Below are 15,666 nucleotides of genomic sequence, written 5' to 3'. Positions count from 1 at the left end.
AGTGTACACTTTACTCCTCAAACAACTCCATCAATTCCAGCGCACGTTTTATCGACTTCACATTTTCAAAAGTCAATAACAAGCGTAAGCCGTTTACGGTTTGTTTTTCTTTCATTTTGCAAAGATTACTATGCTTTTGAACAAAGTTTAAAACATTTCTAAACTTCACCGACTGGTAATAATCTGATTGCTGATCGGATACGAAATAACCAATCATTTTGCCTTGTTTCAACACCAATTTCTCGATTCCGACTTTAGTCGCAATCCATTTTATTCTGATGCTGTTTAACAATGCTGTTGCTTGTTTTGGCAAAGGCCCGAAACGGTCAATTAGTTTTTTCTCGAATTCCTGTAAGCCCGCTTCGTCTTTTATTGCTCCTAATTCGTTGTATAAAACCAAACGTTCTGAAACGTTATTGATATATTCATCTGGGAATAAAAGCTCAAAATCGGCATCAATTTGAATGTCTTTTACGTATTCTTTGGTATCAATATCATTTTCTTCAGGATACAAATCTTTAAATTCGTTTTCCTTCAATTCTTCAATCGCTTCATTCATGATTTTTTGGTACGTATCAAAACCAATTTCGTTAATGAAACCGCTTTGTTCTCCGCCCAATAAATCTCCAGCGCCACGAATCTCCAAATCTTTCATTGCAATGTTGAAACCGCTTCCCAATTCGCTGAATTGTTCCAACGCTTGAATACGTTTTCTGGCATCTTCCGTCATTGACGAATAAGGCGGACATATGAAATAACAAAATGCTTTTTTGTTGCTTCGCCCTACTCGACCGCGCATTTGATGCAAATCTGATAATCCGAAATTATTGGCATTATTGATGAAAATCGTGTTCGCATTTGGAACGTCCAAACCGCTTTCGATAATGGTGGTTGCCACCAAAACATCAAAATCTCCATTCATGAAACCTAACATCAATTCTTCGAGTTTGGCACCGTCCATTTGTCCATGACCAATTCCAACTCTTGCATTTGGAACCAAACGCTGAATCATTCCTGCCACTTCTTTTATGTTTTCGATTCGGTTATTAATGAAGAAAACTTGTCCATTTCTCTGAATTTCATACGAAATCGCATCACGAATAATCTCTTCATTAAAACCAACCACATTCGTTTCAATTGGATAACGGTTTGGCGGAGGCGTTGTAATTACCGATAAATCTCGAGCTGCCATCAAAGAAAACTGAAGCGTTCTCGGAATTGGCGTTGCAGTCAAAGTCAGCGTATCGACATTTGCCGCAATGGTTTTCAATTTATCTTTTACGTTTACACCAAACTTTTGTTCCTCATCGACAATCAATAATCCTAAGTCTTTAAAAACTACATTTTTATTGACCAATTGATGTGTTCCAATTACGATATCTAGTTTTCCTTCAGCTAAATCTTTTAAAGTCTGTGTTTTTTGTTTTGCCGTTCTAAATCGGTTTAAGTAACCAATTGTAACCGGCATATCTTTTAATCGTTCCGAAAAAGTTCTATAATGCTGATATGCCAAAATAGTGGTCGGAACCAAAACAGCAACTTGTTTACTATTATCAACCGCTTTAAAAGCAGCGCGAATCGCAACCTCTGTTTTTCCAAAACCAACATCACCACAAACCAAACGATCCATTGGGCGATCGCTTTCCATATCGGCTTTTACTTCTGCCGTTGATTTCATTTGATCTGGCGTATCTTCGTAAATAAACGAACTTTCTAATTCGTTTTGTAAATAACTATCAGGTGCGAACTGAAAACCTTTTTCTAAACGGCGTTTTGCATAAAGCTGAATCAAGTTGAATGCAATATGTTTGACACGCGCTTTGGTTTTTTGCTTTAAAACCTTCCAAGCATTCGATCCTAGTTTATAGATTTTCGGAGGCGTTCCGTCTTTTCCGTTGTATTTGGAGATTTTATGCAGCGAGTGAATGCTCACATACACAATATCATTATCGGCATAAACCAGTTTTATGGCTTCCTGGGTTTTGCCTTCAACCTGAATTTTCTGCAAACCGCCAAACTTTCCAATTCCGTGATCGATATGCGTTACATAATCGCCAACCGAAAGTGCGGTTAATTCTTTTAAAGTAATATTCTGCTTTTTAGAATATCCGTTTTTAATATTGAATTTATGATAACGCTCAAAAATCTGGTGATCGGTATAAGCCGTAATCTGATTTTCTTCGTCAATAAAACCTTGGTATAAAGGCAATACAATGGTATGATATTGCTTTCTGATGTTTTCTGAATTGGCTTCATCTAAGCTTTCAAAAATATCGTGAAAACGTTTTGCCTGCGTATCATTCGAACAAAACAAATAATTGACATAACCGTTAAAATGATTTTCGCTCAGATTATTCAGCAATAAGTCAAATTGTTTATTGAAAGACGGCTGTGGCTGAATATGAAATTCGAATTTTTTAGTCGTTTTAAAAATCGGTCTTGAGGCCAATTCTACCACCGAAAAATCTAAAGCACGTTTAATAAATGAAGCCTGATTTAAGAATAATTGCTCCGGAGTAGCGTGTTTGATTTCTTTCGACAATTTCTCAAAAGCTTCTTCTGCTCTTGCAAATTGTTTGTCTAATTGACTAAAAAGTCCGTCAGTATTTTGGATGAAAAGAACTGTTTTTTCGGCAATATAATCTAAGAAACTTTCTCGGTTTTCCTGAAAAAGTTTGTTCTCCACATTTGGGATAATCGTGATTTTTTTATGTGTTTCGACAGATAATTGCGTTTCCACATCAAAAGTTCTGATGCTGTCTACTTCGTTTCCAAAAAACTCAATTCGATACGGATGATCATTTGAGAAAGAGAATACATCGACAATTCCTCCACGAACTGAAAATTCGCCAGGTTCTGTAATGAAATCTACTCTTTTGAATTCGTATTCAAATAAAACTTCGTTAATAAAATCAATCGAAATTTTATCGTTTAAAGCCACTTTTAACGTGTTTTTATCGAGTTCTTTTCTCGTAACAACTTTTTCAAAAAGTGCTTCAGGATAGGTAACAATTACGGCAGGTTTTTTTCTTGAATTGATTCGGTTTAAAACCTCAGCGCGAAGCAGCACATTGGCGTTGTCTGTTTCATCAATCTGGTATGGGCGACGAAATGACGCTGGATAAAACAATACATCTTGTTCTCCAATCATCTGCTCCAGATCGTTTAAATAATATGCCGCTTCTTCCTTATTGTCTAAAACAATCAGAAAAGGCAGTTCGGTTTTCCTGAAAACAGAACGTATTATAAAAGAAACAGCAGATCCCAACAATCCGCTGATATTCATTTTTACCTGATTTCCCTCCAGTAAACTTTTAGCAATCTGCTCGGCTTTTGGCAGATTATCGTAGGTTGTATATAAGGCGTTTTTACTCAACTTTTGGTATATTTTTATCTAAAGGCGGTGCCGAACTCGGAATCGCGCGTGTTGTGTCTAACATTCTAAGGAAATCTTCTTCTCCTTGTTCTTTAGGTATTTTGGCTTTTTCGACAATTTTATCCATTTGTCTTTCTAAAGAAATCAGCTCTTTATTGATTTCTTGTATCAAAAACACCACTTTATCATCTGGAATGGTACTCAAATGAATAAATAAATCCAGCATTTTAATTTTAGTAATCAAAATAGAAATACGGCTTTTGATCTGTGGCTGATTAAATTGAGCCGGAATATTATTGTTTAAAGCCATTGCTTTCTTAGAAATCGCAGCCGATTTTTTCTGAAATGCCCCAATTGTCTTTCTAGGCTTTTCTGAAATTTCTTTATTAAATTCACGCCACTCTGTCCATGAATTCAATTGTGATTCTGAAATTTCATTAATGGGTTCGTCTAGAAAAGTCCAACCTTTATTTATGTTGTTAAAAATAGCTTCTTTCTTTTTTGCTTCTTTTGCATTTTCTGCAAGGCGTTTTTCATTTTCATTTTGGCAAGAAAATAACACAGTTGTCAAAAGCAGAAAAAGAGATATTTTGTATTTCATTTATTAAAATGTTAGGCTGCAAAGTTACGAAGTAAATTTACAATTACGAATTCTGTTTTTTGCTAAAGATTCTATAAATCAAGGTTATTTTTTCGTCTTTTTATCCTTATCAGAAAATCAATTTTAAAAAAAATCATTTGATCATTATCTCAATAAAATAGCGCTTTTTCATGGGATTCTTAAAAAGGCACAAAGACACACTCTTAAAAGAGAATAATATAACAAACAAACTTTTAAATTATTGAATTTATAATTTATTATTCAAAAAAGCGCAAGTAATTGCGAAAACGTTATATTTGTGTCTCTAAAAATCATCATGAAATGAATCCTAAAATATTGATCATTGGCGCATGCGGTCAGATTGGAACAGAACTGACGCAAAAACTGCGCAAAATATACGGAACCGAGAATGTTATCGCTTCTGATATTCGAAAATTAAATACTGATGTTGTTAATTCGGGACCTTTTGAAGTGGTCAATGCTTTAGATTTTAATCAGATCGAACATTTGGTAGAAGTGCATAAAATTACTGATGTATATCTAATGGCGGCACTTTTATCGGCAACTGCTGAGAAAAATCCAGCTTTTGCTTGGGATTTGAATATGAACTCCCTTTTTCATGTTTTGAATTTAGCTAAAGCTAAAAAGATTCAGAAAATTTTCTGGCCTTCAAGTATTGCCGTCTTTGGACCAACAACTCCAAAAGAAAACACGCCTCAGTATACCGTAATGGAACCTTCTACGGTTTACGGAATTAGTAAACAAGCAGGCGAAAGATGGTGCGAATACTATCATAATATTTATGGTGTTGATGTTCGCAGTATCCGTTATCCTGGTTTAATTAGCTGGTCGACCCCTCCAGGCGGTGGAACTACAGATTATGCTGTTGATATTTTTTATAAAGCTATTGCTGATAAAAAATACGAATGCTTTTTATCTTCTGAAACCAAAATGCCAATGATGTATATGGATGATGCAATCGATGCGACAATTAATATTATGAAAGCACCAGCTGAAGAAATTAAAATACATTCTTCATACAATTTGGCTGCTATGAGTTTTACTCCCACTGAAATTGCGGCAGAAATCAAAAAACATATTCCTGAATTTGAAATTACGTATAACCCAGATTTCCGTCAGAAAATTGCAGACAGCTGGCCCGCAAGTATCGACGATGCTGAAGCAAGGAAAGATTGGGGATGGAATCATAAATTTGATTTGGAAACTATGACTAAAGATATGCTGGAGCATTTGGCATAATCTGAAACGATAAAATTTTAAAGCGCGTTATTCTAAAAAATAACGCGTTTTTTTGTACATTTTATTTGTAAGAAAAAATATTGAATCTATAATTTATCTACATTTGATTACGTTAAACATTAATCAAGTTTATTCCAAAATCATCAATCAAATCACAACAAAAACATCAATCAAATGACAAATTCTTATCATCCTGTCGAGCAGAGCAAAAGAACTGCAATTGTCGACATTCTTCGGGGCTGGGCTATATTGGGTGTAGCCATTGGCAATTATCTGGATTTTCTATACATCGGTATAGAAAAAGAGCTTAAGCATAGTGCTTTCTCTGAAACTCTTCAATTTATTAACCGCTATTTATTTGCGGCAAAATCTTGGACATTATTAACTCTTTTATTTGGCTACGGATTTGCCATTTTGATTAACAATGTTGCTTCTAAAGGAAAAAATCCTGTCGCTTTTTTTGCATGGCGAATGTTTTTGCTATTTATTTTAGCCTTTATTAATTCTGCTTTTTGGCTTGGCGACATTTTAAAAGATTATGCCTTTTTAGGACTTGTATTATTGCTTTTTTACAGATGTTCTGCCAAAACCTTAGCCATTATTTCTGCCGTAATTATACTTACAATTCCTTTTGTAATGGCGTATGTAAATGGTTTAAAAATTGAACATCCTGCAATTGCAACAAATCCAGAATATTTAAAACTGTATCATTCTGGAAACTGGATTGACTTTTTCAGATTTAATCTGCTTGCGTCATTCTACGAACAAATTATAATTCCAGGTTATGCGATTACTGCTCATTATGTAATGTTGGGCTGTATGCTTTTTGGATTTATGCTTCAAAAACTAAACTTCTTCAATCGCTTAACAGAATTAAAGACACTTTTAAAATCTGTGTGCATCATTAGTTTGGCTGTTGCTATACTTATCGGAATTGGGTTTAATATTGCTATAATATACAAAGCTCCGTTATTAAAATTCTTTCACCCACTTTACTGGTTAGTGTTAAGTACAATGATTTTTATCTCGACTGGAATCTGTCTTTTATACGTCAATGGAAAATTAAAAACAGTTTTCAGTTATTTTAGCGCAGGCGGAAAAATGACATTGACCAATTATATGAGCCAAAATATATTGGCTGGTATTATTTTTTCTGGAATTGGATTCGGAATTGCAGATTCAATGCCGTATTGGTTTTACTTTTTATTGGCTGTTTTTATCTTTATCATTCAATTGTTTATTAGTAAATGGTGGCTTTCAAAATACAATTATGGCCCAATTGAATGGTTATGGAGATCTGCAAGTTATAGAGAATGGGTTCCTTTTAAAAAAGCACAACCAGAGGTTGCTGCTGATATAAAAATGGTCTAAAATTAGAAATTTGGAATAAACTTGAACATAAAAGAAAAGCCCTTAAATTTAGATTTAAGGGCTTTTTTTTAAGTAGTCTAAAGGAAAAATTTATGGTATGATTTTTTTCTGACGCAATTGATCAAAAAGACTAAAAAACATTTCTTCGGTATCTATAAATTCATAAAAACCCAAACGTCTTGCTTTGGTTCCATCAGCAAAAAAATCATAATCCCACGAAAAAACAAAATCTCCAAAGTTCCAACTGGCTAATTTTTCATAATCGTGTTTTTCTAAATTGTATTTTCCCTGAATATTTCCCCATAAAACCTTTTTGTCAGCCATAACTGTTTTTAATTCCATTTGAAGCGGAGGTGCAACAAGAATATCAAAATAAGAAGCAATTTTTGGCCAAAGTTCTGTCCAACGAAACAGATCGCCATTTGTTATATTAAAAGCCTGATTGGCACATTGCGAATTTGTAGCTGCCCAAACAGTTGCTTTAGCTAAGAGCCCTGCATCAGTCATTTCCATAAGTTTATCGTACGCCCCTGCCTTCCCCGGAAATCTAAGCGGAATATTTAATTCTTTAGAAATTGATGCGTAAACAGCTATCAAAAGTGCCAGATTCATTGGATTTCCTATTGCTGTACCGCCAACAACCGATGGACGGATTGCACTCCAATTCCACTTTTTTCCTTCTTTCTTTTTTTCTAAATATTGCTGCTGATCCATGTTAAATTCAGGAGGCATGTGTCCCGCATCTGTTTCTTTGGCTGGAGTTTTAAATGGCCCTAAATGAGCTCCATAAACTTTATAACCTTGCATCAAACTAATATGCTGTAAGTCTTTAGATATTGGTTCAATTATCTCAACTACATTTTTAAGCATGTTTAGATTTGGCTCAACAAGTTCAGACCATGACGGACGATCTTGATAAGCGGTATAAAATATATGGGTAATATTTTTAAGATCAGATAATTGTTTCTTACTGTTTTCAGTATCCAGCAAATCAACTGAAATGTATTTCAGATTAGGCGCATCATTGCCTCCTTTTCGGGATAATCCAATAATATCCCAATTGTTAGTAGATAAAAGATATTCTATAAGATTTGCACCGATAACGCCATTTGCGCCAACAACCAATGCTGTATTTTTATTTGCTGTCATTTTCTTTGTATTTAAAATTGTTTTACAAAGTTCAGACAAGCTAAAGAGCTATAAAATGAAGTGGATTATGAAATAAGGTTGAACTAGTTCAAGTTTATTTTTTCAATTTATTGTTTTTTATTTTTGAAAGAAATTCTGTTGTCATTCCCAAATAAGAAGCCAAAGCATATTGAGGTACCCGATTTGCGATTAAAGGGAATTGATTTATAAATTTCTCATAACGCTCTTCTGCCGAAGAAGTGAGATTTGTAATAATTCTTCGTTGAAAAAATGCAGCCGTACGTTCTGCTGTAATACGAAAAAAAGTTTCAAATTTTGGATTAGCCCCTTTTAATTTCGCTTCCGTTTCGAAATCTATTTGCAGCAAAACAGCATCTTCTAAAGCCATAACAAACATCGTAGCTGGTTGCTGATAAATGTAACTATTATAGTCAGAAATCCACCAATCTTCAATAGCAAAGGCAATCGTATGTTCCTGACCTTCATCATTTACCACATACGCTCTTAAAGCACCTTCGACCACATAGTTTCTATGTTGAGCCACAAAATCTGGCTGCACTATAAACTGCCGTTTCTTTATCTTTTTTATTTTAAAATTAGAAACAAATTGATTGGCCTCTTCGTCAGAAAGTTCTATTCGGTCTTGCAAATGCTTGATTAAAAACTCGTATTCTGTCATCCTTTTTTGATTTAAATATTTCAATCTACAAGATTACTATTGTATCAAAATTACAACTCTTTTAAATTTATAAAGCAAAAAAAAATCCAAAGCCAGAAACTGCTTTGGATTTTTTCTATTTGAAAATGTAGAATCTTTACTTCACTTCAAAAACATTATTTGTTTGTTTTACATCAGCCATTAATCCGCTTGGATCGATAGTGATTTTTTTGATTGCCGTTTTGTTTTTGTCAATTGTAAAACTATAATTTTGCTGTGCCCAAGCCCAGTCTTCTAGAACTGTTCTTTTCTCGTTCGGGTTTGGATTTGGTTTAATGAAATTCATCATTCTTAATGGAATGTAGAATGTTTCAGATGTTCCGTCCGTATAATCCACTTTCAAGTCAATTGGCATTGGCATTCTTCCAATTCTTTCTAAAGAAACGGTTGTTTTTCCTGCATTGTCAGCAACGTCTTTAATTCCGTAGTCGATCGTATTGGTAGTTTGTGTCCAATCAATCAAATACCAATCTAACTCAGCTCCAGAAACTCTTTCAGCTGTTCTTTTGATGTCGTTTGGCGTTGGGTGTTTGAATTTGAAATCGTTGAAATATCTTTTTAAAGTTGCATCAACATTTTCTTTTCCGATTATATATTCTAATTGAGAAAGGAAAAGACTTCCTTTGATATAAGAAGAAATACTGTACGGACGGTTTTCATCGTAACGATCTCCATGCGTAGTTTGTGGCTGTTCTTTACCAGAATTCACTAAACTGTAATATGCTTTATAATTTCCTACAAAAGGATTTACTTCCTTTTTGTCTCCTTTTAATTCATTCAAAGCACTGTCTTCGATGTAAGTTGTAAAACCTTCGTCCATCCAAGGGTGTTTTGACTCGTTTGAAGCCAAAATATGTTGGAACCAAGAGTGCCCTAATTCGTGTGTAGCTGTTCCTAGAATTCCTTCAAGAGTGCCGTTTCCTAGCATTAAAGTACACATTGCGTACTCCATTCCACCGTCTCCACCTTGAATAAATGAGTATTGCTTATATGGATACGCTCCAACTCTCTGGTTGTAATATTCCATTACTTTAACCATTAACGGCTCTAACTGTTTCCAGTTTGCAGTTGTTTTTTCGTTGTTTTTGTAGAAGAAATGCAAATCTACATCGTTTGGTCCTTTTACAATATCGTGCGTATATTCTTTATCGGCAGCCCAAGTAAAATCGTGAACATTTGGCGCAATAAAATGCCAAGTAAGTGTTTTTGCTTTTTTAGGATAAGTAACCGTTACACCAGCATCTTGATAACCATGTCCGATCGAATTTTTGTCTTGCAAATATCCAGAACCACCAATTGTGTACTCTTTATCGATTGTAATTTTTACATCAAAATTACCCCAAACACCGTGAAATTCTCTTGCAATGTATGGATCTGCATGCCATCCTTCAAAATCAAATTCGGCTAATTTTGGATACCATTGCGACATAGAAAGTTCTACTCCTTCAGAATTGTTTCTTCCAGAACGACGAATCTGAACCGGAACTTGTCCGTCAAAATCTAAGGTAAAAGTTGTTTTAGAATTTGGTAAAATTGGTTTCGCTAAAGTTACTTCTAAGATCGTTCCAGAAACTCTTGTTTGAGCAACAGCACCATCTTGTTTGAAGTTTGTAATTTTTAAATAACCAGCTTCATTTGGTTTTAAAGTTTCAATACGGCTTTGTTTTACTTCTTTTCCGTCAGCTTGTTTTACTTTGTTTACCATTCTTCCGTCTGGATCTTTAATAAAATGAAGACGCGCATCCATTTCGCTTCCTGGTTGAAATGCGTTTGGATATAAATGATAAAATACTTTTTTTAAAGTATCAGAAGAATTATTGGTATAAACCAATTCTTGTTTTCCTTTGTACTGATAGTTTTTTACATCCATAGAAACCTCCATTTTATAGTCAGCGTGCTGCTGCCAATATGGGGCGCTTTGTGCAAAAGCCGAGTTAAAACCTAAGCTTAGGAAAGAAAGTAAAATAATTTTTCGCATGTTTATATGTAATAGAAAATGGAAGAGCGTTAGCCCTTCCATTGGATTAATCGTTTATTATTGTTTATTTTTTAGACATCTTTTCAGCCATTAATAACGCATTATAAGCATTTACCATCTTTGCTGTTTTTGATGATTCTGCAGAAGAAACCGCAACTGGTTTTTCATCTGGATTCTCACTTTCGCCCAAAACAACCATTGAAGGAAGCGCTACTCCAGAGTCCATTAAAATCTTTTTAACTTGAGCTGCTTTCAATTTTGGATAGTACGAACGAATCAATGCTGCAACACCCGCCGCATTTGGAGATGCCATTGAAGTTCCTTGCAAGTATTTGTATTTGTTGTTTGGCACTGTTGCATAGATTTCTTCACCTGGAGCAAAAACGTCTACGTTTATTTTTCCGAAGTTTGAAAATGGAGCAACAACATTTTCTCCGTACGATTTATTAATCGCTCCAATTGTAATTACATTATCTGCAAATTCTTTTACGTTGTCTTTAGAATCGTTTGGATAATTGATGTTTTTTGTTTCATCGATATTGTAACCGTCATTACCTGCAGCATGCACAATTAAAACGTCTTTTTTGGCTGCATATTTAATCGCGTCGTAAACCCACTCTTTGTGTGGAGAGAAACTTTTTCCGAAACTTCCATTGATTACTTTAGCGCCATTGTCTACTGCATAACGAATTGCCAAAGCAATATCTTTATCGTATTCGTCTCCATCTGGAACGGCTCTAACCGTCAAAATTTCAACATTTGGAGAAGCAACTCCGTCTCCACCTAAATTATTACCACGAATTTGGGCAATAATTCCAGCTACGTGAGTTCCGTGAAGCGCTTTTTCTTTATCTGGACCAAAAACCACATTATTTCCATAATAAGCATCTTTAATATCTTCTGGATTATCGCCTACGATTTTTCTTCCGTCATAATCTTTGTTAAGATTATATTTTAACTGTTCTTCTACATAATCGCTATACTCTGTAAATTGAGCCTCCGGATCAAAAGTTGGTCCTGCATTTGTAAAAATCATAGTCATAGCCCTTTTACTTTCCAAAACATTTGGATCTGCAGAAGTAATTGTACTTAAATCTTCTAATTTATAATCCGTTTTATTAAGCTCTTTTTTAATCGTATTATGAAAAGCCATTAAACGATCTGCTTGCCCTTTATTTTGAAGAGCTTCTTGATACTTCTCTGTATATTGTGCTAAAGCTGCTTTATATTCTGGAGAACCGTCATCGGCTTTTTTCACGATACGTGTCATCTCTAGATTTTCATGAACAGCATTTCCAAGGAAATTCCATCCGTGAACGTCATCTATAAATCCGTTTTTATCGTCATCGATTCCGTTTCCTGGAATTTCTTTTTTATTCGTCCAAATCATTCCTTGAAGATCTTCGTGCTCGATATCGACACCAGAATCTACAATTCCTACGATTACTTTCTGTCCTTTTTTACCTTGCAGTAATTCAGTCAAAGCTCTGTCTACACTCATTCCCGGAATAGAATCTTTTATCAAATCAAGATGACTCCATCTCTTCAATTCATTTTCGCTAACGGGAGCTTTTTTCACTACTGCTAAAGGAGCCACAATTGGCTGTTTTGGCACTGAAGTTTGTGCTTGTAAAGTGGCATTACAACCTGCTAAAACAAGTAATGCAAACGCAGATAATTTAAGTGGTTTTATATGACTCATATATCTATAAATAATTGTAAAGTTAAAAGATGGGTCTAAATTATGCTTTTTTGTTACAAAATGCTAACTGTTAACAATGTGTTATGAAATTACCGTTGTTTTTAAGTCTTAATTATTTAAATAGTAAAGAAATTTCATCCATAAAAATTTATTTTTTATTAGCCATCAATTTTCTAGTTGAATAAATACAATAAAAAAATCCGCCATTTTATAGCGGATTTTCAATGTTAGAAATTAATCAACATGAGTAACAACCTTCAGAATGTATATTATATTCAATCCAATCTAAAGGATCGACATCATATTTTCTAGGAGCCGGCCCACCTATTCCACCATTAATTTCTTTCAATTGATCAGATTCAAGTGCTACAACACCTAACTCATCAGCATTTTTAATAAAATCGTCTAAATTCATAATTAATAAAATTTTTGTTTGCCTACTCTTTAGCTTTTCGGTATCCGCTATATTTTGCTAAAATATAAAAATTAACTTACAAAAATATATTAATAGAAAATATTTTCTTGTTAAAATAATAAGTGTTTATGGATAAATATACTTTTGGTTTACTATTTACTTAGCAGTGTAAAAAAAATAATATAACGTTTACGGGTTCACGTAAATATTATCAGTTAAAAAGACGTACCATTGCGCGACCTAATTCTAAATATATTCTATGAAGACAAAACTACTTTTATTGCTATTATTGGCAAATTTTTCTTTTTATGCCCAAACAAACTTAGTTCCGAATGGAGATTTCGAAAACTGGACACCTTACTCTCAACCAAATCAATGGGGACGCTATTCTAATGGCCTCCTTTATCAGGATTCTGATGCTCAAAATGGAAATTCAAGTGCAAAGGTGGAAATCACAAGTGGCACGTTTCATTATTTTTATACTGACACCAAATTTCCTGTAGAAACTGGTAAAACTTATCGAGTTACAGCATACCATAAATTAGCCTCTGGTTCTTTTACTTCTATCGAATTAAGGCTTATAGATTCTGATATTTGGCAGACAAAAATTACAGGTACTACAGACAATACCACTTCAAACTCTCAATGGAGAAAAATTGAATTTGACTATGTAGCTACTGCCTCTAGAAATATCGGAGTTATGATTTGGGTTACAGGAACAACTTCTTCACAAATTTTAATTGACAATGTTTCTGTCATAGACAAATACACATCTATTCCAGACATAAATTTCGAAAATAAATTGATTGACCTAGGCATAGATTCTGGTACTGCAGATGGAAAGGTTTTGACTTCAAGCATTTCATCAGTAACTAGTTTGGATGTTTCAAGAAGTTCTATCTCAGACTTGACAGGAATTGAAAACTTTACCTCTTTACAAACTTTAATTGCAAGCCGAAATTCTCTAACAAGTGTCAATCTTTCAAAAAATACAAAATTGACTTATTTAGATCTTGGCACTAATCAACTAACTGCATTAGATTTAAATACAAATACAGCATTAGATAATTTAGATTGTCAGAAAAATAAATTAACGGCATTAGATATTTCTAACAACACTAGTCTTACTCGATTAAATTGTGCCTCAAATGCATTGACTAGTTTAAATGTCACTGCAAATACATTATTAACTGCATTAGCTACTAATACCAACAAAATAACTTCCTTAAATATCGACAGCAATTTAGCATTGCAAAGCATAAACTGTGGAGGCAATCTGTTAACTGCTTTGAATGTAGATAAAAATCTTGCTTTGAAAAGTTTATGGTGTGGAAGCAATAAATTGACAAGTTTAAACATCAATAAAAATCTAGAGTTAAGTGATTTAAATTGCGGAATTAACGAACTAACAAGTTTAGATGTATCAGACAATAAAAAATTAGTTTCTTTAGTTTGTCACCAAAATAAAATTTCAATTTTAAATGTTTCTCAAAACATTCTATTAGAACAGCTGATGTGCCATTACAATGAATTGACAAGCATTGATGTATTACTTAATCCAGAATTGTACATGTTAAACTGTCATTTCAATAAGATTACAGATTTAGATATTTCTAAAAATCCAAAAATTAACGAAATATCGTGTAATGACAATGAACTAAAGTCCCTGAATTTAAAAAACGGAAACAACAATAATTTCGATCTTGTATATACAACCTTTATCAACAACCCTAATTTAACTTGTATTACGGTCGATGATGTGACTTTTTCTAATACAACATGGGCAGATAAAAAAGATGCTTCGACAGTCTATTCTCTAAATTGTTCTGTATTAGGCGTTGAAGATTCAGTATTTTCTAAAGCAGCAATATATCCAAACCCTACAAAAGGAGAATTAAACATAAACAATATTGCCCTAGACAAAGCAACAGTTTACAACTCATTAGGCCAATTAGTAAAATCTTTTACTTTAAACAATGCAAACACAGATTATACAATCAATTTATCTGGACTGCCAAAAGGAATTTATTATATATACTTAATCAATGGAGACACGGCTTCTGCGAAAAAAGTAATAATAGAATAATAGGTTTAGAATTTAATTTGATTTAAAAATCCCGTTTTCAGAATGTTGAAAGCGGGATTTTTTATATCTAATTTATTTCGATTAAAGAATTTCTTCGCAGGTAAAAACATCTTTTAGTCGAACGCCTTTTTCGGTATGTTCCACAGTTATAATCTGATTGTGCGCATCATGTTCTAAAAATAAATAATGATTGTTATCTGCTGCCAAATTCAAGAATTTTGATTTCTCAGGCATTGTCAGCAAAGGTCTTGTATCGTATCCCATAACATACGGAAGCGGAATATGCCCAGCTGTAGCCAATAAATCGGCACAAAAAACAATTGTTTTATCTTGGTATTTAATGTACGGAATCATTTGTTTTTCAGTATGACCGTCAACATAATAAATATCAAAGCCAAGTTCTTTTGAAAAGCCAAAATCAGATTCTGGTCTCTCAATAAAATTCAATTGACCGCTTTCCTGCATTGGCAAAATATTTTCAGACAAGAAAGAGGCTTTTTCTCTAGCGTTGGGTTTTGTCGCCCATTCCCAATGGTTTTCGTTGGTCCAGAATTTAGCATTTTTAAAAGCTGGCTCGTAACCTGTTTTATCGGAATTCCATTGTACACTTCCTCCGCAATGATCAAAATGAAGATGCGTCATAAAAACGTCGGTGATATCATCTCGATTGAAACCATATTTTGCCAGAGATTTATCTAAAGAATGTGATCCCCAAAGTGAATAGTACCCGAAGAATTTTTCTGATTGTTTATCTCCCATTCCTGTGTCGATCAAAATAAGACGATTTCCGTCTTCGATCAATAAACAGCGTGCAGCAATATCGATAAGATTATTGGCATCGGCAGGATTTGTTTTATTCCAAATTGTTTTAGGAACAACGCCAAACATTGCGCCTCCATCTAACTTAAAATTTCCAGATTCTATTGGGTAAAGTTTCATGAGAATGATTTTCTAAAAGAACAAAGCTAGAAAATTCAAACTCCTTTTGCTAAAATTTAAAGCTAAAAAAC

Annotated in this window: 11 protein-coding genes; 3 read left to right on the top strand and 8 right to left on the bottom strand. The window is 33.8% G+C overall.

The features are described 5' to 3' along the window. Window positions 1-10: 10 nt before the first annotated feature. The gene (gene mfd, locus QLQ95_RS09325; RefSeq protein WP_379794946.1) at window positions 11-3,376 is read right to left on the bottom strand and encodes a transcription-repair coupling factor; all 3,366 of its coding nucleotides are present in this window, start codon (window positions 3,374-3,376) and stop codon (window positions 11-13) included. Then, window positions 3,369-3,977, bottom strand: coding sequence for a hypothetical protein (locus QLQ95_RS09320; RefSeq protein WP_250834491.1), 609 nt, complete (start codon window positions 3,975-3,977; stop codon window positions 3,369-3,371). Before QLQ95_RS09320 ends, mfd begins: the two co-directional genes overlap by 8 nt. A 321-nt stretch (window positions 3,978-4,298) precedes the next feature. On the opposite strand from QLQ95_RS09320, the gene QLQ95_RS09315 reads away from it, so the two are divergent. Together QLQ95_RS09315 and QLQ95_RS09310 are read left to right on the top strand one after the other, a co-directional pair. Next, the gene (locus tag QLQ95_RS09315; RefSeq protein ID WP_095929615.1) at window positions 4,299-5,237 is read left to right on the top strand and encodes an L-threonine 3-dehydrogenase; all 939 of its coding nucleotides are present in this window, start codon (window positions 4,299-4,301) and stop codon (window positions 5,235-5,237) included. Between the two features lie 174 nt (window positions 5,238-5,411). Continuing rightward, window positions 5,412-6,608: a DUF418 domain-containing protein gene (locus QLQ95_RS09310; RefSeq protein WP_482503540.1), complete on the top strand. Its 1,197-nt coding sequence runs from the start codon at window positions 5,412-5,414 to the stop codon at window positions 6,606-6,608. 90 nt (window positions 6,609-6,698) lie between these two features. On the opposite strand, the gene QLQ95_RS09305 is transcribed toward QLQ95_RS09310, so the two are convergent. The 5 genes from QLQ95_RS09305 to QLQ95_RS09285 all read right to left on the bottom strand — a co-directional run bounded on the left by QLQ95_RS09305 (window position 6,699) and on the right by QLQ95_RS09285 (window position 12,570). After that, window positions 6,699-7,757 carry an SDR family oxidoreductase gene (locus QLQ95_RS09305; protein ID WP_320494553.1) on the bottom strand — a complete coding sequence of 353 codons (1,059 nt, stop codon included), beginning with the start codon at window positions 7,755-7,757 and terminating at the stop codon, window positions 6,699-6,701. 94 nt (window positions 7,758-7,851) lie between these two features. Beyond that, window positions 7,852-8,436 (bottom strand): Crp/Fnr family transcriptional regulator, encoded by a 585-nt coding sequence (locus tag QLQ95_RS09300; protein WP_320494551.1) that lies wholly within the window; start codon window positions 8,434-8,436, stop codon window positions 7,852-7,854. Between the two features lie 136 nt (window positions 8,437-8,572). After that, window positions 8,573-10,453: a M1 family metallopeptidase gene (locus QLQ95_RS09295; protein ID WP_482503538.1), complete on the bottom strand. Its 1,881-nt coding sequence runs from the start codon at window positions 10,451-10,453 to the stop codon at window positions 8,573-8,575. 64 nt (window positions 10,454-10,517) lie between these two features. After that, window positions 10,518-12,155 carry a S8 family peptidase gene (locus QLQ95_RS09290; RefSeq protein ID WP_320494548.1) on the bottom strand — a complete coding sequence of 546 codons (1,638 nt, stop codon included), beginning with the start codon at window positions 12,153-12,155 and terminating at the stop codon, window positions 10,518-10,520. Window positions 12,156-12,393: 238 nt separating this feature from the next. Next, window positions 12,394-12,570 (bottom strand): hypothetical protein, encoded by a 177-nt coding sequence (locus QLQ95_RS09285; protein WP_172426692.1) that lies wholly within the window; start codon window positions 12,568-12,570, stop codon window positions 12,394-12,396. Between the two features lie 259 nt (window positions 12,571-12,829). Here QLQ95_RS09285 and QLQ95_RS09280 point away from each other — a divergent pair, with 259 nt between their 5' ends. Beyond that, complete coding sequence (locus QLQ95_RS09280; protein WP_320494545.1) at window positions 12,830-14,656, top strand: T9SS type A sorting domain-containing protein; 1,827 nt, start codon at window positions 12,830-12,832, stop codon at window positions 14,654-14,656. 81 nt (window positions 14,657-14,737) lie between these two features. Here QLQ95_RS09280 and QLQ95_RS09275 read toward each other — a convergent pair whose 3' ends face one another. Next, the gene (locus QLQ95_RS09275) at window positions 14,738-15,595 is read right to left on the bottom strand and encodes an MBL fold metallo-hydrolase (protein ID WP_320494544.1); all 858 of its coding nucleotides are present in this window, start codon (window positions 15,593-15,595) and stop codon (window positions 14,738-14,740) included. Between the last annotated feature and the right edge of the window lie 71 nt (window positions 15,596-15,666).

The organism is Flavobacterium sp. B330r, from assembly GCF_056824325.1.
Note: the sequence above shows the minus strand (reverse complement) of the source record. Positions and strands in the feature narration are given on the sequence as shown.

Excerpts from the sequence above, each read along its gene's own strand:
- QLQ95_RS09320 (WP_250834491.1), bottom strand. The coding sequence starts at position 3,977 with ATGAAATACAAAATATCTCTTTTTCTGCTTTTGACAACTGTGTTATTT.
- QLQ95_RS09295 (WP_482503538.1), bottom strand. The coding sequence starts at position 10,453 with ATGCGAAAAATTATTTTACTTTCTTTCCTAAGCTTAGGTTTTAACTCG.
- QLQ95_RS09290 (WP_320494548.1), bottom strand. The coding sequence starts at position 12,155 with ATGAGTCATATAAAACCACTTAAATTATCTGCGTTTGCATTACTTGTT.
- QLQ95_RS09300 (WP_320494551.1), bottom strand. The coding sequence starts at position 8,436 with ATGACAGAATACGAGTTTTTAATCAAGCATTTGCAAGACCGAATAGAA.
- QLQ95_RS09280 (WP_320494545.1), top strand. The coding sequence starts at position 12,830 with ATGAAGACAAAACTACTTTTATTGCTATTATTGGCAAATTTTTCTTTT.
- QLQ95_RS09285 (WP_172426692.1), bottom strand. The coding sequence starts at position 12,570 with ATGAATTTAGACGATTTTATTAAAAATGCTGATGAGTTAGGTGTTGTA.
- QLQ95_RS09310 (WP_482503540.1), top strand. The coding sequence starts at position 5,412 with ATGACAAATTCTTATCATCCTGTCGAGCAGAGCAAAAGAACTGCAATT.
- QLQ95_RS09305 (WP_320494553.1), bottom strand. The coding sequence starts at position 7,757 with ATGACAGCAAATAAAAATACAGCATTGGTTGTTGGCGCAAATGGCGTT.
- QLQ95_RS09275 (WP_320494544.1), bottom strand. The coding sequence starts at position 15,595 with ATGAAACTTTACCCAATAGAATCTGGAAATTTTAAGTTAGATGGAGGC.
- QLQ95_RS09315 (WP_095929615.1), top strand. The coding sequence starts at position 4,299 with ATGAATCCTAAAATATTGATCATTGGCGCATGCGGTCAGATTGGAACA.